The sequence below is a fragment of the Myxococcus sp. AM010 genome, from assembly GCF_013372585.1.
Taxonomy (GTDB): domain Bacteria; phylum Myxococcota; class Myxococcia; order Myxococcales; family Myxococcaceae; genus Myxococcus; species Myxococcus vastator.
The window spans coordinates 16,134-39,865 of sequence record NZ_JABXEO010000066.1 but is presented as its reverse complement, the minus strand read 5'-3'; the positions used below and the strand labels follow the sequence as shown (position 1 = coordinate 39,865).

Sequence of the window (23,732 nt, the reverse complement as noted above, 5' to 3'; positions counted from 1 at the left end):
GGTCAGCCCTCCCTCGCGCGCATGAGCGCTTCCACCTTCTCCACGTCACCGGGGAGGTCGACGGCCACCGTGTGCGAGGTGACCTTCGCGCAGCGGATGGGGATGCCGTGCTCCAGCGCGCGGAGCTGCTCCAGCTTCTCCGCCTCCTCCAGCGGCGTGGGCGCCAGCTTCGCCAGCGACAGCAGCACGTCGCGCCGGTAGCCGTAGAGGCCGATGTGGCCCCAGCGCTGGACGGGCGTGCCCGGCTCGCGGGCGTGGGGCACCAGGCCGCGGCTGAAGTAGAGCGCGTCGCCGTTGAGGGCGAGCACCGCCTTCACCACGTGCGGGCTGGCGGCTTCGTCCGCTTCGAGCGGGCGGACCAGGGTGCCCATCCGCACGGACGCGTCCTGGAAGAGTCCCGCCAGCCGCTGGAGCGCGGCGGGGTCCACCAGGGGCTCGTCTCCCTGGACGTTCACCCAGATGTCGATGTCTGGACGGCCGAGCGCCACCTCGGCGACCCGATCCGTCCCCGTGGCGCAGGCGGGGCTGGTCATCACCGCCTTGCCGCCGAAGCGCTCCACCGCGGCGCGAATGCGGTCGTCATCGGTGGCAACCCACACCTCGTCGAAGGCCTGGGCCTCCTGACAGCGGCGCCAGACGTGCTCAATCATTGTTCGGCCGGCGATGTTCGCCAGCGGCTTGCCCGGGAAGCGGGTGCTGGCATGTCGGGCGGGAATGACTGCAACGGTCCGGCAAGATTGCATGACCCCTCCGTCTATCAGGTTCGCGACGAACGCCTGCCCCCGGGATTGGACATTCGCATCATGGGACACTGGCCAGCGCGGCTCCAGTGCCTAGCTTTGGTCGCAACATGAAGAAGGTCATTCATATCGTTGGGGCGCGTCCGAACTTCATGAAGGTCGCGCCCATCTATCGCGCCATCGCCGAGCGTACTCCCCTGGAGCAAATCCTTGTCCACACGGGGCAACACTACGACGCCAAGATGAGCGACGTGTTCTTCTCCGACCTCGGCCTGCCTGCCCCGGACGTCCATCTGGGCATCGGGTCGGGCAGCCATGCGCAGCAGACGGCGCGGATGATGGTGGAGCTGGAAAAGGTCTTCCTGGCCCACCCTCCGGCGCTCGTCTCCGTGGTGGGCGACGTGAACAGCACCATCGCCGCGGCGCTGGTGACGTCGAAGCTGGGCATCCCCCTGGCACACGTCGAAGCGGGGCTGCGGAGCTACTCGCCTCACCAACCGGAGGAGATCAACCGCCTCGTCACCGACCGCCTGTCGGACCTGCTGCTGACGCCGTCCCGTGACGCGGACGCCAACCTGCTCAAGGAAGGCACCGACCCGGCCCGCATCCACTTCGTGGGCAACGTGATGATCGACTCGCTCTTCGCCTCGCGCGAGAAGGCCGACAAGCTGCCGCTGCTCAAGGACCTGGGGCTCATCCCCCACGGCTACGCGGTGTGCACGCTGCACCGGCCCTCCAACGTGGACGACCCCAAGATTCTGGGTGGCCTCTTGTCCGCGGTGGCCCACGTCGCCACGCGCCTGCCGGTCATCTTCCCGGTGCACCCGCGCACGCGGAAGGTGATTTCGGAGCAGGGCCTGGGCACGTGGTTCGAGCGCACGCCGAACCTGCGGCCCGTGGAGCCCATGGGCTACCTGGACTTCCTGGCGCTCACGTCGAAGGCGCGCCTGGTGCTCACCGACTCCGGCGGCCTCCAGGAGGAGACGACGGCCATGGGCATCCCGTGCCTCACCCTGCGCGAGCAGACCGAGCGCCCCATCACCGTGGAGGAGGGCTCCAACGAGGTGGTGGGCACCGACCCGGTCCGCATCCGGCTGGCCGCGGACCGCGTGCTGGATGGTGAAGGCAAGCAGGGCCGCGTCCCCGAGTACTGGGACGGCCGCGCCGCCGAGCGCATCGCGGACCTGTTCGCGAGCTTCCTCGGCGTCGAGGACCAGCCGATTCAGGCGGCGTCGGCCTGAGGGCGATGGGCGGGTGGGGGGCCTTGGCACTTGCGTGGGCCCACCCGCGCGTCCGTCCCCACCTGTGCAGGAGGGCCCGCCGTGGTAGAGCGCTGGCAGGCCCATGCACCGCGCACCGCAGGAAGAAGCCCCGGAGGGCTATGTCGACATCCGCTACGTCGTCGAGCCGAACTACGCGGGGTGGCGGCTGGATGCGTACCTGGGCGAGAAGCTCCGCCGGATGACGCGGGAGCGGCTCCAGGGCGTCATCCTGAGGGGCGTCATCTGCGAGGAGCGGCGCCTGAAGCCGTCCACGCCGGTGTACCCGGGGCTGGCCTTCCGCATCCGGCGCCGCGCCAGCGAGGAGCCCGACACGCCCACGGAGTTGCCCGTGGTGTTCCAGGACGACTGGCTGCTGGTGCTGGACAAGCCCGCGGGGCTGCCCATCCACCCCACGGCGCGCTACCACAAGGGCACCCTCGTCACGCTGCTGCGAGAGCGCTTCGGTGAGCGCTTCGCCGAGCCCGCGCACCGGTTGGACCGGGAGACCAGCGGGCTGGTCGTCTGCGGGCGCACCACGGCGTCATGCCGGGCGCTGGGGCGGCTGTTCGTCTCGCGTGACGTACATAAGGAGTACCTGGCGCTCTGCGAGGGGCACCCGCCCGAGGACGCGTTCACCGTGGACGCGCCCATCGCGGAGGGCACCGAGCTCATCCGCATCGCCGTGCGCATCGACCCGGTGGAGGGCAAGGAGAGCCGCACGCGCTTCCAGGTGCTCCAGCGCTTCACGCGAGACGGCGCGCCCTTCGCGCTGCTGCGCTGCTTCCCGGAGACGGGGCGCCAGCACCAGATTCGCATCCACCTGCACCACGCGGGCTTCCCGCTCGTGGGCGACAAGATGTACGGGCCGGATCCGGGCTACTTCGACCGCTTCAGCAAGCACTGCCTGGAGCCCGAGGCGTGGCCGCGGCTGCGCCTGCCCCGCCATGCGCTGCACGCCGCGCGCATCGCCTTCCCACACCCGGGCTCCGGTCAGGCGGTGGTGTTCGAGGCGCCCCTGCCCGCGGACCTCACGGCCTTCATCGAAGGCCCCCGGCCCGGAATGGAGCGGGCAGGGGGCCAGGGGCGTGAAGCCGGTGGTGACGTCAGGCGGTGAGCTTGCTGGGCTCGGCGCGCTGCTCGGCGAAGTCGCCGATGAGGTACTTGCCGGAGAAGCAGGCGGTGCAGAAGCTGCCGCGCTCCGGGTCGCCTACCGCGCGACCCAGGCCCTCCTGGGAGATGTAGCCGAGCGAGTCCGCCGTCACGTACGTGGCAATCTCCTCCACGCTGTGCGTCGCGGCGATGAGCTCCTGGCGGCTCGGCGTGTCGATGCCGTAGTAGCAGGGCCACTTCGTGGGCGGCGAGGAGATGCGCAGGTGCACCTCCAGCGCGCCCGCCGCCTTGATCATCTTCACGATTTTGCGGCTCGTGGTGCCACGGACGATGGAGTCGTCCACCACCACCACGCGCTTGCCCTTGAGCACCTGCCGCACCGCGGAGAGCTTCAGCTTCACGCCGAAGTGGCGGATGGACTGCTGCGGCTCGATGAAGGTGCGGCCCACGTAGTGGCTGCGGATGAGGCCCACGTCGTAGGGGATGCCGCTGGCCTGCGCGAAGCCGATGGCCGCTGGGACGCCGGAGTCCGGCACCGCGATGACCAGGTCCGCGGCGGGCGCGGGCTGCTCCTTCGCGAGCTGACGGCCCATCTCCTTGCGCACCTCGTACACGTTGCTGCCGAACAGCGTGGAGTCCGGCCGCGCGAAGTACACTTGCTCGAAGATGCAGCGCGCCTGCCGCGGCGGCTCCGCGAAGGGCTTGCTGGTGCGCAGCAGCCCGTTCTCGATGACGAGCAGCTCGCCCGCGTCCAGCTCGCGCACGATATCCGCCTCGATGAGGTCCAGCGCGGTCGACTCGCTGGCCAGCACGTAGGCGCCCTCCTTCATCCGCCCCAGCACCAGCGGCCGGATGCCGTGCGGGTCCCTCACCGCGACGAGCTTGTTCTCCGTGAGCACCAGGAGGCTGTAGGCGCCCGTCACCTTGCGCAGCGCCTCCACGAGCTTCTGCTCGAAGGTCGCCTGCTTGGAGCGCGCCAGCAGGTGCAGGATGACCTCCGTGTCCGCGTCCGACTGGAAGATGGCGCCGTCGGCCTCGAGCTGCTGCTTCAGCTCGGCCGCGTTCACCAGGTTGCCGTTGTGCGCGATGGCGCACTGCCCGCCCGCGTACTGCACGAAGAGCGGCTGGGCATTCTTGAGCCCGCTGCCTCCAGCGGTGGAGTAGCGCACATGGCCGATGGCCGCCTGCCCGGGCAGGGTGGCGAGCACCGGCGCGTCGAAGATGTCGGCGACGAGTCCCAGCTGCCGGTGAGCGCGCAGCCCCATCCCGTCAGAGGCGACGATGCCCGCGGACTCCTGCCCCCGGTGCTGGAGGGCGTGCAGTCCCAGGTACGTCAGGTTGGAGGCCTCGGCGTGCCCCACGATTCCGAAGATGCCGCACATGGCGCGCTGCCTTACTCCTTTCAAGCGGTGAGCGGAACAGGAACGCATGCCCCTCTGGTGGGTATTCCACCCGACGCCAGAGTCGTTTCATGTGGGCAGTCAGGCGTCCCAAAGCCCCGGCCCAGCGGTTAGTCTGGCTCGCGCATGGCATCCTCGCGCGCGGCCCGCTGGCGTTCCCTGTTTCCCCTGGTATTGCTCACCGTTGGCGCCGCGTATTCGCTGGCGTCCTGGAACTGGTGTGGCAGTTGGGCCGAGCGCGCGCCACTCCTTGTGTCACAGGTTCATGGCGAAGGGCCGCTGCGCGCGGGCGCGGCGAAGGTGACGCTCGCGCCGCCTTTCCCGGTGGTGGTGGCCGGTTATACGCCGCCACGGCCCGAGGCGGACCAGGCCGACGTGCCGCTCTTCGCGCGCGCGGTGGTGCTGGAGGCAGGCGGGTCACGGGTGGGGCTGGTGTCGTTGGACCTGCTCCTGGTTCCGGACGTGCTGGTCACGCGGGTGCGTGAGCGCGCGCGGGCCTCGGGGCTGGAGGACGTGCTGGTCCTGGCCACGCACACGCATTCGTCGTTGGGCGGGTATGACTCGCGGTTGGTGGCGCAGTTGTCCGGCACCGGGCGCTACCGGGAGGACGTGGTGGACGTCATCACCTCGGCGGCGGGGGGCGCGCTGGCCCAGGCGGCGGCGGCGCTCGCCCCGGTGTCGTTGGAGGTCGGCGAGGCGCGGAAGCAGGACTTCGTCGTATCGCGCAGTGGCGGCGCGAAGCCGGATGGCGTCCTGACGCGCGCCGTGTTCCGGGGGCAGGAGGGGCCGGTGGCGGAGCTGCTGCTCTTCGCCGGGCACCCGACAATGGTGCCGCGTCACCGCGCCTACGTGGACCCGGACTACCCCGGCCGGCTCAGCGCGCTGCGCGAGGAGGAGGGAAGCGGCGTGACGCTGGTGCTGCAGGGCGCGGGAGGCAATGCGAAGGTGGCGTACTCGGAAGGGCAGGGGCTGGAGCGCGTGTCGGGCTTCGCGCGGGCGCTGGCGGAGCTGGCTGGCGACGTGCCCTTGTCACCCGTGGGAGAGACGGTGCGGCTGTCCCTGGCGCGCGCCGACGCGGCGATGCCACGTCCGGACGCGTCGCGGTTGGTGCCGGCGCTGACGCGGGCGGCGGGGGACAACCTGCTGTGTGACTCCGCGCCGCGTCTGGCGGAGGTGGGCGCGCTGGTGCTGGGGCCGCTGAAGCTGGTGGCGGTGCCGGGTGAGCCCAGCGTGGCCGCGGGCGTGGAGCTGCTGCAACGGACCGGCGCCACGGGCGTGCTGAGCCTGGCGGATGGCTACGTGGGCTACGTGGAGACGGCGGCGAACGTGCAGGGTGGACTGGGTGAGTCCAGGCGCCAGTACTTCGGGCCCGCGCTGCTGGAGCGGCTGACCGTGGCGGCGGAGCTCGTGGCCGGGGCGGCGGGCTTCACGCCGTGAAGCGGCCGGGCGCCGCGGATGCGTCTCCGCGGCGCGGCCGGCTTGAGGCTGGCTAGAGCTTCTCGAACTTGGAGTCCTTCTTGCGCTTCTTGAACACGAGCGCGGTGCGGCCCAGAAGCTGCGCGAGCTCCGCCTGGGCGCCCTCGGCGATGCGCGCCGCGGCTTCCTGGCGCGTCTCCGGGCCCTCGTTGATCTTCACCTTGATGAGCTCGTGGTCCTGCAGCGCCTGCTCGATGGCGGCGATGACACCTTCGGTGACGCCGGCCTGACCGACGATGACCACCGGCTCCAGGTGGTGTCCTAGCGCGCGCAGATGGCGGCGTTGCTTCCCAGTGAGCGGCACGTTCCTTCTCTCCTTCGTGATTTCGGGTAAGGGGGGCGCACCCTACTTCTTCTGCGACGCCATGCGGATCTCTCGCTGCGCGTCGATGTGGTCCGGCTGCAGCTCCACGGTGCGCTTGAAGTGCTTGAGCGAGCCCGGCGCGTCACCACTCAGCTTGGCGATGACGCCCAGGAAGTAGTGTGCGGGGGCGCAGCGCTCGTTGCGTTTGATGGCGTTCTGGATTTCCCGGAAGGCCTCGGGCTGGGCGGCCTTCTTGTCCGCCGCCGTGAAGAAGCGCGCGTAGCCACGCCACGCGTAGAACTCCGCTTCCTCCGGGTTCAGCTTGATGGCCTCGTCCAGCATCTTCACGGCGTCCGGGAACTTGCGCGCCTTCACCAGGATGCAGGACTTCTGGAACAGCTCCTCCGCCATGAGGATGCCGTTGATGTCCACCCCGTCTCCGCTGCCGCCGCTCTTGAGCTCCTCGATGTAGCTGGCGCGGCTGTTGTCGTCGGAGAGGGTGCGGTAGGCGTCGCCGATATACGCGAAGACCTCCGCCTTCAGCTTCTCCAGCTCCGGCGGCGCCCCCTGCGGGAGCGTGTCCGGGTGGTACAGCTTGGCCAGCCGGAAGTACGCGATCTTCACCGCGCTGGCGTTCGTCTGCTCCGTCAGCCCGAGCCGCTGGAAGTGGTTCTGCTGCTTCATCGCCATCGTGAGCTGGCGCAGGGCGGGAATCTCTTCAGCGCCCGGTGCATTCGCGGGCGTCGCCGTGGCAGCGGGTGCGGCGGGACGCTGCGCGCCTTGTGCGGACAGGGACGGCGGCGGACGGGGCTGGGCGGCGCCGGGCCCGGCGACTGGAGGACGCGCGGCGGTGGCACCGGGGCCGGCGGTTGGGGCCGTGCCCGCGGGGCGCGTGGCACCTGGGCCTGCCGCGGGCGTTGCTCCTGCCACGGGGCGTTGGGGCACGGCGCCGGCGGCTTGCGCCCCCCTGGCGGGCTGCGGACCTCCCGCGACATTCGGAGCGGCTCCAGCGGGACGCTGTTGCGCGGAGGCGTGCGTGGCGCTCGCGGGCTGCGGACGTCCCGCGACGTTCGGAGCGGCTCCGGCGGGACGCGGCGCACCAGCGGCTTGCTGGCCCACGGCGACATTCGCCGCCTGCGCACCGGTGGAGGGCTGGGCACCTCCGGCCCCTGGCGCTCGTGGGCCCACGTCCTGCGCCGTCCTGGCCTGGCCGGCGAACGACACCGCGTCCAGCTCCTTGAGCAGGAACGCGAGCCGCAGCAGGTGGTCCGAGTCCTGCGCGAAGTCCGTCAGCAACTGCGCGACCGAGCGCACACCGTCGATGACCGTGAGCGCGCGGACCTCGTGCGGCGTGAGGCGCAGCTCGCTCGCGGCCACGACGCCACCGGACTTCATGATGGGAAGCTGGAGCACCGGGGTCAGCCGGCGCTTGAGGTCCGCGGAGGGAATCCGGCGCACCGTGTCGCTCAGCACCGCCCAGCGGTGGCCCAGCGGCATCGCCTTGTGCGAGGGCAGGTCCTTCAGCTCGAAGGTGAACGTCCCGGCTTCAGCCCGTAGGCCCCTGGACAGGATGCCGCCCGCGCGCTGCGCCAGGATGGCGAAGGCGGTGGCCGGTTGGAGCAGTCCCAGACCGAAGAGCGCGGTGAGCAGGTCTCCGCCAAAGCGCTCCAGCGCGGGCTCGGCCTGCTGAAGCTGCGCGGGCGTGAGCAGCCGCGCCGCGACCAGCGATGGCCCGAGCGCTTCTTCGGGATGAGACGAGTCGACGAACTCCGGGTTGCCCTTGCGGAAGTGAATCTGGACGACACGGTCGGCCAGCGTCAGCGACAGCAGCCCCGTCTGCTCTCGCGCGGCGACGCGGCCATACAGGCGGAAGGGGGAGAGCTGCTCGAGCTGGCCGAGCGCCGGAATCTCCGGTGCGGCGTCATCGCCCTCCACCGCGGGCACCGCTACGGGCGCGGACGCCGGAGCCGGGCTCGCAGGGGGCGCGCTCGGCGGACGCGCGGCTCCCGCTACGGGCGGCGGTGGCACCGCTCCGGGAGGACGGGCATGCGGGGCAGGCGCCGCGGGACGCCGCGAGGGGGCCTCAGGGGGCCGAGCGCCGGGACCCGCCATGGGTGCGGCACCCGGGCCCGCCATGGGCCGGACACCGGGTCCCGCGATGGGGGCACCCGGGCTCGCCATGGGCCGGACACCGGGTCCCGCGATGGGGGCACCCGGGCCCGCCATGGGCCGGACACCGGGACCTGCGATGGGCGCCGCACCCGGACCCGCACTCGGCGCGACACCCGGGCCCGCTACGGGCCGGACACCGGGACCCGCGATGGGCGCCGCTCCCGGGCCCGCGCCTGGCGCGACACCGGGGCCTGCCGCGGGCCGGGCACCTGGACCCGTCACGACGGGCGCTCCGGAGACCACACCCACGGGAGCGGCCTGCTCCGCGGCGGAGGCGGCCGGTGCGCCCGGGCCCCACAGCTCTCGGGGGACGACGTCGCGCGCTTCCGGGAAGCGCCAGGGAAAGGCGAAGTTGAGCCCGTCCTCGGACATCTGGAGCCGGCCCTGGATGGAGCCGCTTTCGATGAGCAGTTCAATGGTCGGCAGGGTGAGGGGCCCCCACATGGTGCCCCTGTCGTTGCGGACCCAGTACTGCCGGACCTCACCCTCCGCCATGCGCGGCCTTGCTCCTTCGTCCTGCGAGAAAAGCGAACCCTACCGCTGTCCTCCGCCGCATCAAAGCAGAGCGCCGGAGCGCGAGCCCCTTACTTCGACTCAGGGCGCCGCGCCATCCAGCGCCGCGAGCCCGAGCGCCGCCAGACACGCCGCGTCCGCTTTCTGTTCAGCGGGCGGATCGAAGCAGTACACCTCGCTGTCGAAGACCTTGCACAGCCCGTCCGGGGTGGACGCACAGGCGGACTTCGAGAAGGCGGTGGTGCAGTTGTACCCACACACCGGGCCCGCCTCGGTGTTCTTGCACTGCGGCGCGGGCAGCTCGCGCTTCCAGGCGCACAGCGCGGCGGGGGAGGGGTCGAAGCAGCGGAGGTTGCCGCCGGCCAGCTTGCACACGCCCGCGGGCGTCCGGGCGCAGCGCACCCCCTCCGGGGCGTTGATGCAGCCATAGCCGCACGTCAACTCCATGGCGTTGCTGTGGCACTGGGCGGTGGGCGTGTCCTTGCCGTACACGGCGAACACCACGGCCGGAGGGTCGAAGCACTCCACCTCGCCGCTCCGGCCCCGGCAGACGCCCGCGGGGGTCTGCGCGCACTTCACCCGGCCGGGCTGCGTCGCGCAGTTGTAGCCACACGCCACCACCCCATCGATGCTCTGACACCCCGGCTTCGGCAGCGCCGCGCCATAGGCCTTCTGCACGTAGGCCGGCGGGTCGAAGCAGACCGCCTGCCCGTCAATCACCTGGCAGTGGCCCTGCGGCGTCTGCGCGCAACGCACCCGCTGTCCGTCTGACATGCACCCGTAGCCGCAGGACACCTTGCCGTCGATGGCGCGGCACGTCGGCTTGGACGGGTCCTGCGGAAGCGGAACCGAGCCCAGGGTGAGCGCCAGCACGGTGAGGAAGGAAGCGAGCACGGGGACCTCGGCGGGGGAGCAAAGTCGCCCCGTCATTGACGCCCAAGGTGCGCGGTGACGCAAGAAGCGGGCGGTCATGGGCGGCGGGCCGGGCCCGTGGTACCCAGGCGCCGCCCGCGAGGAGGCTCACCCCGGTGGACGTGGACGTCAGTGCGCTGCACCTCATCCTGCTGTGTCTCGCCGCGCTGATTGCCGGCCTGGTGGATGCCATCGCGGGAGGCGGCGGGCTCATCTCCCTCCCCGCGCTGCTGGCCGCGGGACTTCCGCCCCACGTGGCGCTGGGCACCAACAAGGGGCAGTCCGTCTTCGGCGCGTTCGCCGCGCTGGTGCGCTTCTCCCGCGCGGGGCTGGTGGATGGGCGCCTGGCGCGGGTGACGTTCCCCTTCGGCCTGGGTGGGGCCTTCGCGGGCGTGGCGCTGGTGCTGCTGGTGAAGCCAGAGGTGCTCAAGCCGCTGGTGCTGGTGCTGCTCATCGCGGTGGCGGTGTTCCTCGCCTTCCGCAAGTCGCCGCGTCCAGGGGACACGCCAGAGCCCGGGCCGCCCGCGCGCGCACGCGCCATTGGCGCGCTCATCGCGCTGGTCATCGGCACCTACGACGGCTTCTTCGGACCGGGGACGGGGACGTTCCTCATCGTGGCCTTCTCGTCCCTGCTGGGACACGGCCTGGCGCGCGCGTCCGCGGACGCGAAGGTGGTGAACTTCGCCTCCAACCTCGCCTCCGTCGCGTTGTTCGCCTTCAAGGGCGTGGTGCTGTGGAAGGTGGCGCTGCCCATGGCCGGCGCCCAGTTCGTGGGCGCCTGGCTGGGCGCGCACCTGGCGGTGAAGGGCGGCGACACGCTGGTGCGCAAGGTGGTGCTGGGCGTGGTGCTGGCCCTGGTGCTCAAGCTGGGGCACGACGTGGTGACGGCCTGAGGAGCCCGTCACCCGCCGTCAGCCGATGTGCACCAGCAGCGCCTCACGGCGCTTCGCCACGGTGGCCATGAACTTCTGGAGCTCCTCGAAGTAGGAGAGCAGCTCCTCCAGTGGGTCCACCTCGGCCTCGGGCTCGTCCCACGTCCCGGGGTAGATGTCCTGGGCCTGCATGGCGGACGCGTCGTAGCGCGCGCGCAGCGTCTTCTCCGTCACCTGCTGGAGCGCCGTGGCCAGGGCCTGGACCTCGGCGGGCGTGAAGACGCGCGCGGTGCCTTCCTCGGAGGGGATGTCGCCCACGTCCTCGCCGCCACGCACCAGGAAGTCCAGCGGCGCGCTGCCTTCCCACGGCGTTCCGGTCAGCAGGTACTGGAGGCCGTGCCACGCCTCGCCGATGTCCAGCTCCAGGAACGCCGAGCCCTTCGGGTCACCGAAGTCCTCATCATCGTCGACGAAGTCCTCCAGCCGTTCGGGGAACTGGAGCAGGGCGACGCGCTGGGGCTCGGTGGCGCTGCGCAGGGTGCAGAGCATCTCCATGGCGCTATTCCACCACCACCAGCCTGGCGTTGTTCTCCACGGCGGTGCCTTCCTTGGCGAACAGCTCCGTCACCTTGCCCGCCTTGGGGCTCTTGAGCTCGTTCTCCATCTTCATGGCCTCCACCACCACGAGCCCCTGGCCCTCCGTCACCTCGTCGCCCACCTTCACCAGCACCTTCACCACCTTGCCCGGCATGGGCGCGGTGACCAGCTGCTTGCCTTCAACGGAGAAGGCCGCGTTGGCCGCGCGCAGCCGCAGCCGGCGCTCATCCGCCACGTCGATGCGGTTCACCTGGCCGCGCAGGAGCACGCCAAGCTCGTCGCCGTTCTCCTCGAACTCGACGCTGTACGACTGGCCGTCCACCAGCATGGACAGCGTGCCGTGCTCCAGCGCCAGCGCGTCCACCTGGTACGTGGTGGCGCCCACCGTGATTTTGTACTGGTCGTTCCCCAGGGGCTCCAGGTCCACGGGAACGGCTTCCTTCTGGCCCTGCTGCTTCGTGAAGTAACGCATGGAAGTCCTTCCGAGCTTTGGGGGTTAGCGGCGCGTGCGCAGCGCCAGCTTCCACGGGGAGACGCCGCCGTTGCCACCGCCCTGGCCGCCACTGGCGGCAGGCAGTGTCTTCGCGCGCTTCTGGTCCTTCTGGTACGTGTGCACCACGCTGGCCAGCAGCGCCATCTCGCTCAGCTTCGCGTCCTCCGCGCCCAGCAGCGCGTCGTGCTGGCGGGTGAGGAAGCTGGTGTCGTAGTCGCCCTCGATGAACTCGGGGTGCGCCAGGATGGCCTTCAGGTAGCGGATGTTGGTGGTGATGCCCTTCACCACGTACTCGGACAGCGCGCGCTGCGTGCGGGCGATGGCCTCGCGCCGCGTGGGGGCCCACACGGACAGCTTGGAAATCATCGGGTCGTAGACGTTGGGCACCGTGTACCCGGGGAACACGCCCGAATCGTCCCGCACGTTCGGCCCACCCGGCACGCGCAGGTACGTAATCTTGCCCGGGCTGGGCATGAAGTTGCGGCTCGGGTCCTCCGCGTACACGCGGACTTCAATGGAGTGACCGCGCGGCGTGGGGGCCTCGGTGAGGCCGAGCTTCTCGCCCTCGGCGGCCTTGATTTGCATGGCCACCAGGTCCAGGCCCGTCACCCACTCCGTCACCGGGTGCTCCACCTGGAGGCGGGTGTTCATCTCCAGGAAGTAGAAGTTGCGGTGCACGTCCACCAGGAACTCCACCGTCCCGGCGCCCACGTAGTTGACGGCCTTGGCCGCCTTCACCGCGACCTCGCCCATCTTCGCGCGCAGCTCCGGCGAGAGGATGGGGCTGGGCGTCTCCTCCACCACCTTCTGGTGCCGGCGCTGCGCGGAGCACTCGCGCTCGTTCAGGTGGATGGTGTTGCCGAACTGGTCCGCGAAGACCTGGATCTCCACGTGGTGTGGCTTCTCCAGGTACTTCTCGATGTAGACGGCGTCGTTGCCGAAGGCGTTGAGGGCCTCGCTCTTGGCGGCGCGCCATGAGGATTCAAAGTCCTCCATGCGCTCCACCTTGCGCATGCCCTTGCCACCACCACCGCCCGCGGCCTTGAGCATGACGGGGAGGCCAATCTTCTCCACGTAGGCGCGCGCGTCTTCCACGGAGGCGACGGGCTCGGTGGTGCCGGGCACCACGGGCACGCCCGCCTTGATCATGTTCGCGCGGGCACGCGTCTTCTCGCCCATGGCGTCCATGGCGGACGCCGGCGGGCCAATGAACGTCAGCCCCGCGGCGTCACACGCGCGGACGAAGGCGGCGTTCTCTGAGAGGAAGCCATAGCCGGGGTGGATGGCATCGGCGCCAGCCTGCTTCGCGGCGTCGAGGATGCGCTGCTGCACCAGGTAGCTCTCACGCGAAGGCGGGGGCCCCACGAAGATGGCCTGGTCAGCCGTGCGCACATGCAGGGCGGAGCGGTCCGCCTCCGAGTACACCGCCACCGTGGCGATGCCGAGCTCCTTGCACGTGCGCATCACCCGGATGGCGATCTCGCCGCGATTGGCGACGAGCACTTTGCGGATCTTGGGCATGGGGCCCGTCTAGCACGGGGCGCCCCTGTTTGCCGCCTCTACTTCCGGGTGTTCAGGTACTGCTCCATGTAAGCGCGAGCCTGCGTCAGCTTGGCCTCCACGAAGCGGTCGTCCTCGTCCGGCTCCGGCGGCTTCGGCGGACCCGACCGTCCAGGTTCGTTGCCGAAGTCGACCGCGGCAGCCAACAGGTTGCGTGCCGCGTTGCCGCCGCCGAAGAGGCGGGCCAGCATGCCCGTCTCCACGTCCAGCCAGCGCGCCGCCTGCCGGATGACGTCCAGAACCTCACCTTCCACGGCCTTGGACGGGCGCCCCGGGCCGCTGATGCAGGAGCGCGCGTAGCTGTGCTCGCGGTCCACGAAGAGGCCCAGCGCCCGGTCCCGGAAGTCCTGCGCCAGGGCCTGACTCATGGCGTCGAGCTGCTCTTCCAGGAAGGGCTGCTCGGACTTGCGTGCCTTGCGGCCAGGGGCGGGCGGGAGCTCCAGCTCGACGGCGTGCCAGCCCGCATCGGCCAGCCCCTCTGGCGGAGGCTCCACCCACTTCACCTCGGGCGTGGCCAGGTCCACCGCTTCGCACACGCGCTTGAGCGTCTGCCGCAGGGCGGTGAGGTTTCCTTCGACGTCGGAGAGAAAGAGGATGAGGCGACGGTGGGACAAGTTGAGATTCCTTTCCTGGCCCCTGTAAGCCCGTTCGTCATCCCCAAATTTCCCCTCCGCGCGCGCCTGCCTGCCCTGCTGGCGAGAGAGGGCGGGCAGGCGAGGGCTGGAAGAGACCTAGAGCGGGATGTTGCCGTGCTTGCGGGGGAGGTTCTCCTGGCGCTTGTCCTTCAGCAGCTCCAGGGCGCGGATGAGCTTGGCGCGCGTCTCCTCCGGACGGATGATTTCGTCGATGTAGCCCAGCTCCGCCGCCTTGAACGGGGTGGCGAACTTCTCGCGGTAGTCCGCCGTCAGCTTTGCCCGTTCGGCGGCGGTGTCCGTGGCCTTGAGCAGCTCGTTGCGGAAGATGATGTTGACCGCGCCCTCGGGGCCCATGACGGCGATTTCGGCGGTGGGCCAGGCGAAGTTCATGTCCGCGCGGATGTGCTTGGACGCCATGACGTCGTAGGCGCCGCCGTAGGCCTTGCGGGTGATGACGGTGACCTTGGGGACGGTGGCCTCGGCGTAGGCGTACAGCAGCTTGGCGCCGTGGGTGATGATGCCGCCCCACTCCTGGTCGGTGCCGGGGAGGAAGCCGGGCACGTCCACCAGCGTGACGAGCGGGATGTTGAAGCAGTCGCAGAAGCGCACGAAGCGCGCGGCCTTGATGCTGGCGTCGATGTCCAGCACGCCGGCGAGCACCGCGGGCTGGTTGGCGACGACGCCCACGCTGCGCCCGTTCATGCGCGCGAAGCCGATGACGATGTTCTTCGCGAAGTGCTCCTGCACCTCGAAGAAGTGCTTGTCGTCGACGATGGCCTTGATGACTTCCTTGATGTCGTAGGGCTTGTTGGGGTTCGCCGGGACAATCGTCTTGAGCGACTCCTCGGCCCGGAACGCGTCGTCCTCGCACGGCTGGACGGGCGCCTCTTCCTGGTTGTTGGAGGGCAGGAAGGAGAGCAGCTCGCGCGTCATCACGATGGCGGCCTGCTCGTTCTCCGCCGCGAAGTGGGCCACGCCGGACTTCTGGTTGTGCGTGACGGCGCCGCCCAGCGCCTCCTTCGACACCTCCTCGTGCGTCACCGTCTTGATGACGTCCGGGCCGGTGATGAACATGTACGAGGTGTCCTTCACCATCATGATGAAGTCGGTGATGGCCGGCGAGTACACCGCGCCGCCCGCGCACGGGCCCATGATGAGCGAAATCTGGGGCACCACGCCGGAGGCCAGGGTGTTGCGCACGAAGATGTCCGCGTAGCCGGCCAGGCTCTCCACGCCCTCCTGGATGCGCGCGCCGCCCGAGTCATTCAGGCCGATGACGGGCGCGCCCACGCGGGTGGCCAGGTCCATGATCTTGCAGATCTTCTGCGCGTAGGCGCCCGACAGCGAGCCGCCGAAGACGGTGAAGTCCTGGGCGAAGACGAAGACCTTGCGGCCTTCCACGGTGCCGTAGCCGGTGACGACGCCGTCGCCGGGAATCTTCTTGTCGCCCATGCCGAACTCGCTCGAGCGGTGGGTGACGAACTTGTCCAGCTCGCAGAAGGAGCCGGGGTCGAGGAGCAGGTCGATGCGCTCGCGGGCCGTGAGCTTGCCGGCTTCGTGCTGCTTGGCGATGCGGTCTGCGCCGCCACCCAGCTCGGCCTGCTTCTCCATCTTCTCGAGACGCGCGCGGAGGGGTCCTTCTCGGGAGTCTGGTCCATGGGGCGCGTCTAGCATGATTGGGGCGCAGACGCGCTGCCTGGATTCCGGACTTCCATGTCTACCGCCGCCAGGTCCAGGCCGTAGCGCTGGCGGACCTCCACCAGGGGCGACTCCCACATCTGACACCACGGCGCCCCGAAGAGGGGCCGGGCGCGCTGTCCCAGCAGCCAGCCCCGGACGATGGCGCGCATGCGCTCCTCGTGCTGGGAGAACGCGTAGAGGAGGGTGTTCGTCAGGCCGCCCGCGAGGATGCCCAGCGCGAAGGGGCTGCCCACCTGGGCCAGGCTGAAGGCCTGGAGGCCCAGCTCGCCCGTCACGCTCGTCGGAAAGCCCGTGAGGACGTGCCAGACGTCATGGGATTCGAGCAGGTGCGCGCGCACGTACTCCTCGTCGGTCCGCGCCTCCAGGGAGGGCAGGGCGCGCGGGTCCACCTGGTTCGCTTCCAGGTGGTCGACGAAGGCACGTCCCAGGGTGTGCTCGGGCAGGGCGCGCAGCGTGGCCAGTGGGAGCGGGCCCATGCGCGGGCGTTCAATGAAGGCCTGGGCCGCGGGGGCGTGGCGCATCAGCCGCTCCACCAGCCGCCGCATCGCCATGGGGGGCGCGAGCACCGGGGCCAGACCCAGGACGTCCTGGAGTTTCTCCGGGTGGCGGAGGGCCCGAGCCATCCGCCATGCCGTCCACGCATACGCGACAGGATTCCTCATGGTGCCTCCAAGGTGGGGGCCGCTGGGGCCAACGCGTCCAGCGTAGGCGGGAGGCGCCAGGGCGGGGCGGGGTGACCGCGGCCGTGCTCGCGGGCGGACAGCTCAAAGGCCGAGGAGCGGACACTCAGGGGGCGGGCGGCCGACCGGGCCGCCTCCAGGTCCGTGCGCGCCGGGTGGAGGGGACGGAGGTTGAAGCCATGGGAGGGCTGCCATGCGTGCCGCGCGAGGTTCCATTCAAATCGGCTCGTTCCGCGGCATTCCCGTCCGCGTCCACTTCTCCCTGTTGCTCGTCCTGCCGCTGCTGGCGTTCCTGTTCGGCGGCGCCTTCCGGCGCGCGGCGGAGGTAGCCGAAGTCCCACCGGAGCGCCTGGGCGGCTCGCCCGCGCTGTGGGGGCTGGTGGTGGCGGTGGGCCTGTTCGCGTCCGTGTTCGTCCACGAACTGGCGCACACCGTGTACGCGCTGCGCCGCGGCGGGAAGGTGCGCTCGATTACGTTGATGATGGTGGGCGGTGTGTCGGAGCTGACGGAGGCGCCGCCGCGTCCCCGGGACGAAGCGCTGATGGCCGCGGTGGGGCCGCTGACGAGCATCCTGCTGGCGGCGCTGCTCGGCGGCGCGACGTGGCTGCTCCAGGAGACGCGCTCGTTCAACGTCCAGTTCGCGTTCTTCTACATGGCCAGCCTGAACCTGTTCCTGGGCGTGTTCAACCTGCTGCCCGCGTTCCCCATGGATGGTGGGCGCATCGTCCGCGCGTCGCTGGCGGGGCGGCTGGGGATGGTGCGCGCGACGCAGGTGGCGTCCTGGCTGGGGCGCGGGTTCGCGGTGCTGTTCGGCGTGGGGGCGGTGCTGTCGTTCAACCCGTTCCTGGCCGTCATCGCGTTCTTCATCTTCATGGGCGCGCAGGGTGAGGCACAGCAGGTGCGGATGAAGGCGACGCTGGAGCGTGTGCCGGTGGCCGACCTGATGACGCCGCGACGGGTGGGCGTGGACGCGGGGGCGTCGTTGGAGCAGACGCTGTGGGACTTGCGACGTGAGCGGCTGTTGCTGCTGCCGGTGACGGAGGACGGCCGGCCGGTGGGGCAGGTGTCGCTGGAGACGGTGCGGGCCGTGCCGGATTCGGAGCGGATGACGCGCAGCGCGCGCGAGGTGATGGTGCCCGCCGTGGTGGCGCGGCTGGATGAGGATGGCTGGACGGCCCTGCGGCGCATGGCGGAGGAGGAGATGCCCCAGCTCGTCGTGGTGGAGGCGGATGGGGCGCTGGCGGGGACGCTCGACGTGAATGACGTGCAGCGCGGTCTGTCGCTGTATCAGGCGCGCGAGGAGCGCAGTGGTCAGCAGGAGCGGCGGTGGCGGCAGGAGCGCCCGGCGTGACGGGGCTCATGTGGGCTTGAGGTGCTGGCCCGTGTCGATGGGCCGACAGCGGGAGTCCGGCGGCGTTCGTGAGCGCACGTGGCCGCCAGGCGCGTGTCCAGGCCGCGGCGATTGAATCTGGGGGAGGTCCCGCACCACCGGAACAGTCCACTCAGCCAATGTGTTACATCGTCCTTCGGCACCAGGCAGGCGATGGCCGCGGCGGGATCCTCCCAGCGCGACTCCAGGTTCTTCCGGCGGTGACCCTGGCGGCTTGAGAGCGGGTGGACGTTGTCGCAAGCAACGAAGGCGAAGTTTCTCGAGTCGGGGCCTTTCCACCAGGACCTCAAGGCGCGGGTGGAGGTCTACCTGGGAGCGAGCGGGCGCTCGCCTCGTGACCTCCCGCGCATGTACGCGAAGACGGTGGTCATCCTGGGGTGGCTCGCGGCCTCCTATGTCTGGCTCCTCGTGGGCGCTTCGGGGCCGTGGGGTGCGGTCGCCGGGTGCGTGTCCCTGGGGCTGGCCGTGGCGGGGGTGGGGTTCAGCGTCCAGCACGACGCCAACCACGGAAGCTACTCGGAGCATCGGGGCATCAACCGGATTCTCGGGTGGACGCTCGACGCCGTCGGTGGCTCGTCCTACGTGTGGAACTGGAAGCACAACATCTTCCATCACAGCCACACGAACGTGGTCGGCCTCGATGCGGACATCGACATCCAGCCGCTGTGCCGTCTGGCGCCTGGGCAGCGGCAGCACACGGCGCATCGCTTCCAGCATGCCTATATCTGGGGGCTCTACGCGCTGCTCCCCGTGAAGTGGCACTTCGTCGATGACTTCAAGGACCTGGTCACCGGACGCGTGGGGCGGCAGAAGATGCCGCGCCCTGGCGGGCTGAAGCTGGCCGGGGCCCTGGGCGGGAAGCTGCTGTTCTATGGCTGGACCATCGCGCTGCCGTTGTTCTTCCGCCCGCTCTGGCAGGTCGCGCTGGGGTATGCGCTCGCCTCGTTCGTGCTCGGGCTGACGCTGGCCACCGTGTTCCAGTTGGCGCACTGCGTGGAGGAGGCGGACTTCTCCCTGCAGCCAGATGCCAACCGCCCCTTCCCCCGCGACTGGGCCGCGCATCAGGTCGCGTCGACCGTGGACTTCGCCCGAGGCAATCGGCTGGTGAGCTGGTACCTGGGAGGGCTGAACTTCCAGGTGGAGCACCACCTCTTCCCGCGGGTGTGTCACCTGCACTACCCGGCGCTTTCGCGCATTGTCGAGGACACCTGCCGGGAGCACGGCGTTCGCTACCGGGCGAATGAGAGCGTCGGTGCGGCATTGAAGAGCCACGTGCGGTGGCTCAAGCGGATGGGGCAGCCAGCCATCGAGAGGGCGGCATGAGTGACGAGAAGGTTCGGTACGGGCGGGCGCAGAAGTTCCGGCTCTCGGTCAAGGGCACGGAGGCCGTGGCCTCCTATTCGGCCATGATTGAGGCGGCCAAGGCCGGCAGCGGCCGCGCCCAGTTCGACGCGGCTCGCGCCAGGTGGGGCGCGTCGCTCGGGCTCGCCGCGGAGGACGGGCTCTACCTGGTGGAGTTCGAGGCGGGCGGGCGCACCGTCTCCGAGGCGGCACGCAACCTCGAGAGCTGCGACGCGCCCGCGAAGGCGGTCAAGGACGCCGTCGAGCGGTTGTTGAAGTGCGGCATGCTGGAGCCCCTGCCCGCGCCTCCGCCGCCCGCCGCGCCTCCCCGCCGCCACTGGTAGGCGTGCGACACCGACGCTGACGCGCTCGCCCCAGGGGGCCTTGAGCGCGTCAGCGAGGGCGGCCTCCACGCACACCCGGCCCGCGCCATCCCGCCTGCCTGATGCACGTCCCACGCGCTGGGAGGGGCCGCGGCGGTCCGGCAGTCCCTCGAGGCGCGGGCTGTTCCCCTTGTCTCCCACCCACGCGCCTCGGCTTCTCCCCGCGGACGTCGGACAGGCGCCGCGCGAGGGAGCGGCAACCCGGCACGGTGAGTCCCTGCTTGTGCTGCCTACCTGATACGTTGCATAGGGGACGTGCATGGCGGCATCCAGGACGCGCTCAGGTGGGGCGGACGTCAGGGCGGCATCGCGGGCTCGCGCCGTGGCGATGGGCCCTGGAGCGCGGACGTGCGCCGCGGCTTCGGAGGCTTGCCGTGGGCGCGCCCGGAGGCTGGCGGCGTGAAAGGAGGGTTGTTCATGCATGAAGCGCGTGTAAGCTGCTATTCATGGAAAACGAGCCATCCTTGCATTGCTGTGCGATGTGGGGCCCGCTGGCAGCCGTTGCTCTTTCGGCGCTGGGGTGTGGCGGGAGCGCTCATTCCACCGCGGTTCGTCAGCCCGTGTACCTGGCCCAGGCGCAATGCGGCCCCATGGATTCGACGGTGAGCTGCTGCGTGAAGACGCACCCGGCCACGCCCGAGCGGTGCGGGCTGACGGCCTCGGAGGTGAGCAAGTACCTGGCGCCGATGAAGGCCGTCGAGTCCGCGTCCGAGGCCAGTGAAGAAGCCATCCCCGGGTGGAAGCAGGTGTGCATCGACGCCTACGCCCAGTGTCAGGAGGAGGCCTGGTCAGGCTCTTGTTACGACTGCTTCCGGTATTGCGAAGGGCAACACGAATGGCCCGTGGACAAGTGCCGCCGTCGCAAGGGAGGCGAGTGAGTCCATGGCCGAGTCGATTGATTGGGACCCGGTGCGTGAACTGGCGCGGCGCGTGGAGGCCGGCGAGCCGCTGTCGCTGACGTCCGAGGTGCGCGCCTTGCTCCTCCGTTCGGCGCGGGAGGTGGGCATCCCTGAAGAGGAGGCACAGGCCGCCGTCGCGGGTGTTGCCACGGCGACTGCGCTGCTTCACGAGACTCGCCGCCGCATTCGTGACGGCTCGCAACGCCTCATGCGCGCGCTGACGGGGGCCCGTCGGCTTCGGGACGCGGGCGACGCCGTGGGCGCGCGCACGCTGCTGGAAGACGTGCTCGCGGTGGAGCAGGTGCCTCTCTATCGCGAGCAGGCCGAGCTGGCGCTGGACGACCTGTGAACGGGTTACTGCGAACCGCCTGACGTGTAGTGTCCCATGGGGTACCAGATGCCCCGGCGGACGGGCTCGTGGATGTTCGGGCGAATGTGGCCGGCGTCCAAGGTGGTGATGTCCACGTCCTCGATGATTCGGGCCAAGGGGGGCAGGGGCTCGTCTTTGAACAGGGACTCGCGGACGAGCCGTAGGGCGTCCTCGACCGTGAAGGCGGTGACGCCGCAGCCCCCCAGGAGCATCATCCATCGGCTCGACGGCGGCCAGTTGTCTACGCGGCGGTCGAACTCCAGCCAGTAGCGATGGAGGAGTGGATTCTTCACGGGTGTCATGGCCGGCCTCGAAAGTGAGTTCAGCGATGCGAGCACCGGCCTCATCGCGCAGCGCAGATGAACTGAGCGACGGCGCCGCCGCAGTGGGCGTGTCCTCCGCGGCGTGTCGTCCATGGGCTGCGCGAGCGCCAGGCAGGGCAGGAGGAGCGACAGCAAGATGGAGCGGTTCGCGTGGGAGTGCATGCGCGCGGGGCACCTCGTCATCGCACGGCGCGCGCGGATGCCATGCCATCACCTCCGTGCCGGACTTCATGCTGAACGGACCACGCGGCCACCCAGGGGCCCCCTCGCGGCGGGGGGGGCCGGAGTCACTCCCGTAGCTCGCTGTTCGGAAATGTCGGGGGTTTTGACGCCACAAAAGTCCCGACATTTCCGAACAGCTATCCACCGGGCTGCGCGCCCGACCCACAGGCATGAGACGCGGTAGCCTGCTCGTGGCGTAGGCACAGAGGTCGGCGCGTCATGGGTGCAGGTGAGCCCGTCGAACCGTTGGCCCCGGAGCCTGGTGAGCACCCCGAATCGTCGCCATCGCGCACCCAGCGGTGCGCCAAGAGCACGCATTGGGCCACAGCCGCCGGCTGCTCGCTTCATCCGCACGCCGCTATCAGGCCGCCGCCGCGCTCACGCCGTAGAAGTGTTGGCTCAGCTCCGCCTCGCTGTTGAAGCGAGGGTACTGCCCCTGTTTCAGGGCAGATGCGTCCGGAAGCGCGTTGGCGCTGGTTCGCTCCAGCATGTCCGCGAGGAACCGGGAATAGGCCTCACGTGGCGCCACGCCTGGATAGAAGTGGTTCAGCGCGAGCCCCGCGACATTCACCCGCAGCACCCGTGGACCCTCGTTGGCGCTGCCCCAGGAGAGCACGAGGTCCGTGAGGACGGTCTGTCGCGGCGGCGTCCCCGGAGGCCCTGCGACGGGCAACATGCCCACGGCAATCGCCAGCACTTCCGTCATGGCCATCGTCCTGCGTTGGCCATTGGCGGCCTCCACGGTGAGGGCCATGTCCGTCATGCTCACGATGCGGCAGGGAAAGATGCGCGGCGGGGCGGGAGGCGCGTCCACGGCGGGTGTTGGCGCGGCGTCCGGCTTCTTCCAGGCGTTCTCTTCCAGCACTCGCGTGACTTCGGCGTCCAGCTCCCGAACCCGGTCACCTGCCGCCGCGGCTTCTCCCGTCAGCAGCGGCCTGGCGCGCGCGAGGTAGCCCGCTGCCCGCTCGAAATCCTTGTCGTGCGCCATCCGCAGTTCCGTGGCGCGGATGAGTGCTCGCACCGCGATGAAGCCCGCGCCCCCGCCCGCGACGCTGTACAGGGCTTCCGTCGTCTCCAGGGAGGCCGGCGGCGCGTCTTCCGTGTCCAGCGCCTGCGCCAGCTTCCACGCGGAGGCGGGCCGCAGCGCGTTGATGGGCAGTAGCGAGACCAGTGGCTCCATCGCGAACCACAGCGCGTCCGTGGACGCACGCCCCGCGAGCGTATGGAGCGCCCGCTCCACCCGCGCCGTGCCGGCCCGCGTCTCGCCGTCCTCCAGCTCGATGCGGCCCAGCGCCAGCATCGCGTCGGTGTGGTCCGGCTGGGTCTTCAGCAAGCGCTGGAAGCCCGCCCGCGCGGCCGTGCGGTCGCCCTGGTCGAGCGCCGCCTGGGCCTCCGCCAGCCGCGGGTCGACCACCCAGCCGCCCTGCTTCGCGGCGAGCGCGGGCGCCACCACCCGTTCCTCCAACTGCGTGACGCGGAGCAGCGACGCGCCCGCGAAGCCGAAGACGAAACCGCCGATGTGGGCCATCACCGCCACGCCCGTGTTGTTGCCCAGGAGGTAGTAGTTCAACACCTCGTTGCCGAACCACAGGCCGCCCCAGACCCAACCAGGAACGGGGAAGGTGCCGCGGAAGATTTTCAGCACCCAGACGAAGTAGCCGATGCGGACCCGTCGCTGGGCGAAGCGCAGACAGAAGGCCCCCATGCACGCGGCCACGGCGCCGGAGGCACCCACCATCACCGACTCTGATGAGGGGTCGATTGCATAGTGGGCCACGCCCGCCACCAGCCCGCCCACGACGTAGAAGCCCGCGAACAGCGGCCGGCCCCAAGCGTCCTCGAGCAGCAGGCTGGTCACATAGAAGAACAGCAGGTTCCCCAGCAGGTGCATCCACCCGAGGTGGAGGAACATGTACGTGAGCCAGCCGGGCTGGACGAGTCCCCGCGCGGGCACCAGGGAGAAGCGCGCGAGCAGGCTCGACTCGTGCTGGGCGATGAGCTCCTCGCAGCGCTCATTCAGCCCCTGCTGCCGGTTCGTCACGCGCTCCGCTCCGTCGGATTCCGCGACGCGTTGGTGCAGGTTGCGCACCAGCCTCCGGCCCGAATCGGACAGCAGCCGCTCCGCGCACGCGGGAGGGAACTCCAGGTCCGGGTGCTCGAGCGACTGCTCCAGCAGGGAGCGCAGCTCGTTTTCACCCACGCCCATGGGGGCGGACGGAATGACCCAGGAGATGAAGAAGGCCACGATGCAGATGGCCGCGATGGTGATGGACACACGAGGCAACCGCTCCAGCTCGGTGTCGTCCACCCCCAGGGGCAGGAACAGCATCATGGTGTGGCTCCCCCCTCGTGCGTTGAGGGCCTGACATACCACGGC

General features: G+C 70.3%; 22 protein-coding genes. 9 read left to right on the top strand and 13 right to left on the bottom strand.

Annotated elements, in window-relative coordinates; genetic code table 11:
- Positions 1-2: 2 nt before the first annotated feature.
- Entirely contained in the window at positions 3-743 is a 741-nt protein-coding gene (gene kdsB, locus HV826_RS26130; protein WP_176419695.1) for a 3-deoxy-manno-octulosonate cytidylyltransferase, read from the bottom strand.
- A 107-nt stretch (positions 744-850) separates the two neighbouring features.
- On the opposite strand from kdsB, the gene wecB reads away from it, so the two are divergent.
- Complete coding sequence (wecB, locus tag HV826_RS26125) at positions 851-1,981, top strand: non-hydrolyzing UDP-N-acetylglucosamine 2-epimerase (protein WP_176419694.1); 1,131 nt, start codon at positions 851-853, stop codon at positions 1,979-1,981.
- A 103-nt stretch (positions 1,982-2,084) separates the two neighbouring features.
- Positions 2,085-3,116 (top strand): RluA family pseudouridine synthase, encoded by a 1,032-nt coding sequence (locus HV826_RS26120; protein ID WP_176419693.1) that lies wholly within the window; start codon positions 2,085-2,087, stop codon positions 3,114-3,116.
- Here the strand turns inward: HV826_RS26120 and purF are convergent.
- Positions 3,106-4,494, bottom strand: a complete 1,389-nt coding sequence (purF, locus tag HV826_RS26115) for an amidophosphoribosyltransferase (RefSeq protein ID WP_217918783.1) — start codon at positions 4,492-4,494, stop codon at positions 3,106-3,108. The genes HV826_RS26120 and purF overlap by 11 nt on opposite strands.
- A gap of 144 nt (positions 4,495-4,638) precedes the next feature.
- On the opposite strand from purF, the gene HV826_RS26110 reads away from it, so the two are divergent.
- Complete coding sequence (locus HV826_RS26110) at positions 4,639-5,949, top strand: neutral/alkaline non-lysosomal ceramidase N-terminal domain-containing protein (protein WP_176419691.1); 1,311 nt, start codon at positions 4,639-4,641, stop codon at positions 5,947-5,949.
- 52 nt (positions 5,950-6,001) lie between these two features.
- On the opposite strand, the gene yhbY is transcribed toward HV826_RS26110, so the two are convergent.
- From yhbY to HV826_RS26095, 3 genes are all read right to left on the bottom strand, one after another.
- Positions 6,002-6,292, bottom strand: coding sequence for a ribosome assembly RNA-binding protein YhbY (gene yhbY, locus HV826_RS26105; protein WP_176419690.1), 291 nt, complete (start codon positions 6,290-6,292; stop codon positions 6,002-6,004).
- A 42-nt stretch (positions 6,293-6,334) separates the two neighbouring features.
- Positions 6,335-8,959, bottom strand: a complete 2,625-nt coding sequence (locus HV826_RS26100) for a DnaJ domain-containing protein (protein ID WP_176419689.1) — start codon at positions 8,957-8,959, stop codon at positions 6,335-6,337.
- A gap of 99 nt (positions 8,960-9,058) precedes the next feature.
- Positions 9,059-9,871, bottom strand: a complete 813-nt coding sequence (locus HV826_RS26095) for a hypothetical protein (RefSeq protein ID WP_176419688.1) — start codon at positions 9,869-9,871, stop codon at positions 9,059-9,061.
- Positions 9,872-10,005: 134 nt separating this feature from the next.
- On the opposite strand from HV826_RS26095, the gene HV826_RS26090 reads away from it, so the two are divergent.
- A complete protein-coding gene (locus HV826_RS26090; RefSeq protein ID WP_176419687.1) occupies positions 10,006-10,782 on the top strand; it encodes a TSUP family transporter in 777 nt (258 codons plus the stop codon).
- An 18-nt stretch (positions 10,783-10,800) separates the two neighbouring features.
- Here HV826_RS26090 and HV826_RS26085 read toward each other — a convergent pair whose 3' ends face one another.
- The 6 genes from HV826_RS26085 to HV826_RS26060 all read right to left on the bottom strand — a co-directional run bounded on the left by HV826_RS26085 (position 10,801) and on the right by HV826_RS26060 (position 16,409).
- Positions 10,801-11,316 carry a YfbM family protein gene (locus HV826_RS26085; protein WP_176419686.1) on the bottom strand — a complete coding sequence of 172 codons (516 nt, stop codon included), beginning with the start codon at positions 11,314-11,316 and terminating at the stop codon, positions 10,801-10,803.
- Positions 11,317-11,320: 4 nt separating this feature from the next.
- Complete coding sequence (locus HV826_RS26080) at positions 11,321-11,830, bottom strand: biotin/lipoyl-containing protein (RefSeq protein ID WP_176419685.1); 510 nt, start codon at positions 11,828-11,830, stop codon at positions 11,321-11,323.
- 24 nt (positions 11,831-11,854) lie between these two features.
- Positions 11,855-13,372 carry an acetyl/propionyl/methylcrotonyl-CoA carboxylase subunit alpha gene (locus tag HV826_RS26075; RefSeq protein WP_176419684.1) on the bottom strand — a complete coding sequence of 506 codons (1,518 nt, stop codon included), beginning with the start codon at positions 13,370-13,372 and terminating at the stop codon, positions 11,855-11,857.
- A 38-nt stretch (positions 13,373-13,410) separates the two neighbouring features.
- Entirely contained in the window at positions 13,411-14,025 is a 615-nt protein-coding gene (locus HV826_RS26070) for a hypothetical protein (protein WP_176419683.1), read from the bottom strand.
- 117 nt (positions 14,026-14,142) lie between these two features.
- Entirely contained in the window at positions 14,143-15,720 is a 1,578-nt protein-coding gene (locus tag HV826_RS26065) for an acyl-CoA carboxylase subunit beta (RefSeq protein ID WP_176419682.1), read from the bottom strand.
- Entirely contained in the window at positions 15,714-16,409 is a 696-nt protein-coding gene (locus tag HV826_RS26060; protein ID WP_176419681.1) for a Coq4 family protein, read from the bottom strand. The genes HV826_RS26065 and HV826_RS26060 overlap by 7 nt, the downstream gene beginning before the upstream one ends.
- Positions 16,410-16,620: 211 nt before the next feature.
- Between HV826_RS26060 and HV826_RS26055 the strand changes: the two genes are divergently transcribed.
- The 5 genes from HV826_RS26055 to HV826_RS26035 all read left to right on the top strand — a co-directional run bounded on the left by HV826_RS26055 (position 16,621) and on the right by HV826_RS26035 (position 20,789).
- Complete coding sequence (locus tag HV826_RS26055; protein WP_176419680.1) at positions 16,621-17,778, top strand: site-2 protease family protein; 1,158 nt, start codon at positions 16,621-16,623, stop codon at positions 17,776-17,778.
- 270 nt (positions 17,779-18,048) lie between these two features.
- Positions 18,049-19,140, top strand: coding sequence for an acyl-CoA desaturase (locus HV826_RS26050; protein ID WP_217917782.1), 1,092 nt, complete (start codon positions 18,049-18,051; stop codon positions 19,138-19,140).
- Positions 19,137-19,502: a hypothetical protein gene (locus HV826_RS26045; RefSeq protein WP_176419679.1), complete on the top strand. Its 366-nt coding sequence runs from the start codon at positions 19,137-19,139 to the stop codon at positions 19,500-19,502. The genes HV826_RS26050 and HV826_RS26045 overlap by 4 nt, the downstream gene beginning before the upstream one ends.
- A gap of 629 nt (positions 19,503-20,131) precedes the next feature.
- Positions 20,132-20,419: a hypothetical protein gene (locus HV826_RS26040; protein ID WP_255208366.1), complete on the top strand. Its 288-nt coding sequence runs from the start codon at positions 20,132-20,134 to the stop codon at positions 20,417-20,419.
- Positions 20,420-20,423: 4 nt separating this feature from the next.
- Positions 20,424-20,789, top strand: coding sequence for a DUSAM domain-containing protein (locus HV826_RS26035; protein ID WP_176419677.1), 366 nt, complete (start codon positions 20,424-20,426; stop codon positions 20,787-20,789).
- A 5-nt stretch (positions 20,790-20,794) separates the two neighbouring features.
- Here HV826_RS26035 and HV826_RS26030 read toward each other — a convergent pair whose 3' ends face one another.
- Positions 20,795-21,112, bottom strand: a complete 318-nt coding sequence (locus HV826_RS26030; RefSeq protein ID WP_176419676.1) for a hypothetical protein — start codon at positions 21,110-21,112, stop codon at positions 20,795-20,797.
- 604 nt (positions 21,113-21,716) lie between these two features.
- Positions 21,717-23,687 carry a rhomboid family intramembrane serine protease gene (locus HV826_RS26025; RefSeq protein WP_176419675.1) on the bottom strand — a complete coding sequence of 657 codons (1,971 nt, stop codon included), beginning with the start codon at positions 23,685-23,687 and terminating at the stop codon, positions 21,717-21,719.
- Positions 23,688-23,732 lie beyond the last annotated feature (45 nt).

What these genes read in the sequence shown, in the direction of transcription:
- kdsB (WP_176419695.1), bottom strand. Translation starts at nt 743, where the DNA reads ATGCAATCTTGCCGGACCGTTGCAGTCATTCCCGCCCGACATGCCAGC.
- wecB (WP_176419694.1), top strand. Translation starts at nt 851, where the DNA reads ATGAAGAAGGTCATTCATATCGTTGGGGCGCGTCCGAACTTCATGAAG.
- HV826_RS26120 (WP_176419693.1), top strand. Translation starts at nt 2,085, where the DNA reads ATGCACCGCGCACCGCAGGAAGAAGCCCCGGAGGGCTATGTCGACATC.
- purF (WP_217918783.1), bottom strand. Translation starts at nt 4,494, where the DNA reads ATGTGCGGCATCTTCGGAATCGTGGGGCACGCCGAGGCCTCCAACCTG.
- HV826_RS26110 (WP_176419691.1), top strand. Translation starts at nt 4,639, where the DNA reads ATGGCATCCTCGCGCGCGGCCCGCTGGCGTTCCCTGTTTCCCCTGGTA.
- HV826_RS26100 (WP_176419689.1), bottom strand. Translation starts at nt 8,959, where the DNA reads ATGGCGGAGGGTGAGGTCCGGCAGTACTGGGTCCGCAACGACAGGGGC.
- HV826_RS26085 (WP_176419686.1), bottom strand. Translation starts at nt 11,316, where the DNA reads ATGGAGATGCTCTGCACCCTGCGCAGCGCCACCGAGCCCCAGCGCGTC.
- HV826_RS26080 (WP_176419685.1), bottom strand. Translation starts at nt 11,830, where the DNA reads ATGCGTTACTTCACGAAGCAGCAGGGCCAGAAGGAAGCCGTTCCCGTG.
- HV826_RS26075 (WP_176419684.1), bottom strand. Translation starts at nt 13,372, where the DNA reads ATGCCCAAGATCCGCAAAGTGCTCGTCGCCAATCGCGGCGAGATCGCC.
- HV826_RS26065 (WP_176419682.1), bottom strand. Translation starts at nt 15,720, where the DNA reads ATGCTAGACGCGCCCCATGGACCAGACTCCCGAGAAGGACCCCTCCGC.
- HV826_RS26060 (WP_176419681.1), bottom strand. Translation starts at nt 16,409, where the DNA reads ATGAGGAATCCTGTCGCGTATGCGTGGACGGCATGGCGGATGGCTCGG.
- HV826_RS26055 (WP_176419680.1), top strand. Translation starts at nt 16,621, where the DNA reads ATGCGTGCCGCGCGAGGTTCCATTCAAATCGGCTCGTTCCGCGGCATT.
- HV826_RS26045 (WP_176419679.1), top strand. Translation starts at nt 19,137, where the DNA reads ATGAGTGACGAGAAGGTTCGGTACGGGCGGGCGCAGAAGTTCCGGCTC.
- HV826_RS26040 (WP_255208366.1), top strand. Translation starts at nt 20,132, where the DNA reads ATGGATTCGACGGTGAGCTGCTGCGTGAAGACGCACCCGGCCACGCCC.
- HV826_RS26035 (WP_176419677.1), top strand. Translation starts at nt 20,424, where the DNA reads ATGGCCGAGTCGATTGATTGGGACCCGGTGCGTGAACTGGCGCGGCGC.
- HV826_RS26030 (WP_176419676.1), bottom strand. Translation starts at nt 21,112, where the DNA reads ATGACACCCGTGAAGAATCCACTCCTCCATCGCTACTGGCTGGAGTTC.
- HV826_RS26025 (WP_176419675.1), bottom strand. Translation starts at nt 23,687, where the DNA reads ATGATGCTGTTCCTGCCCCTGGGGGTGGACGACACCGAGCTGGAGCGG.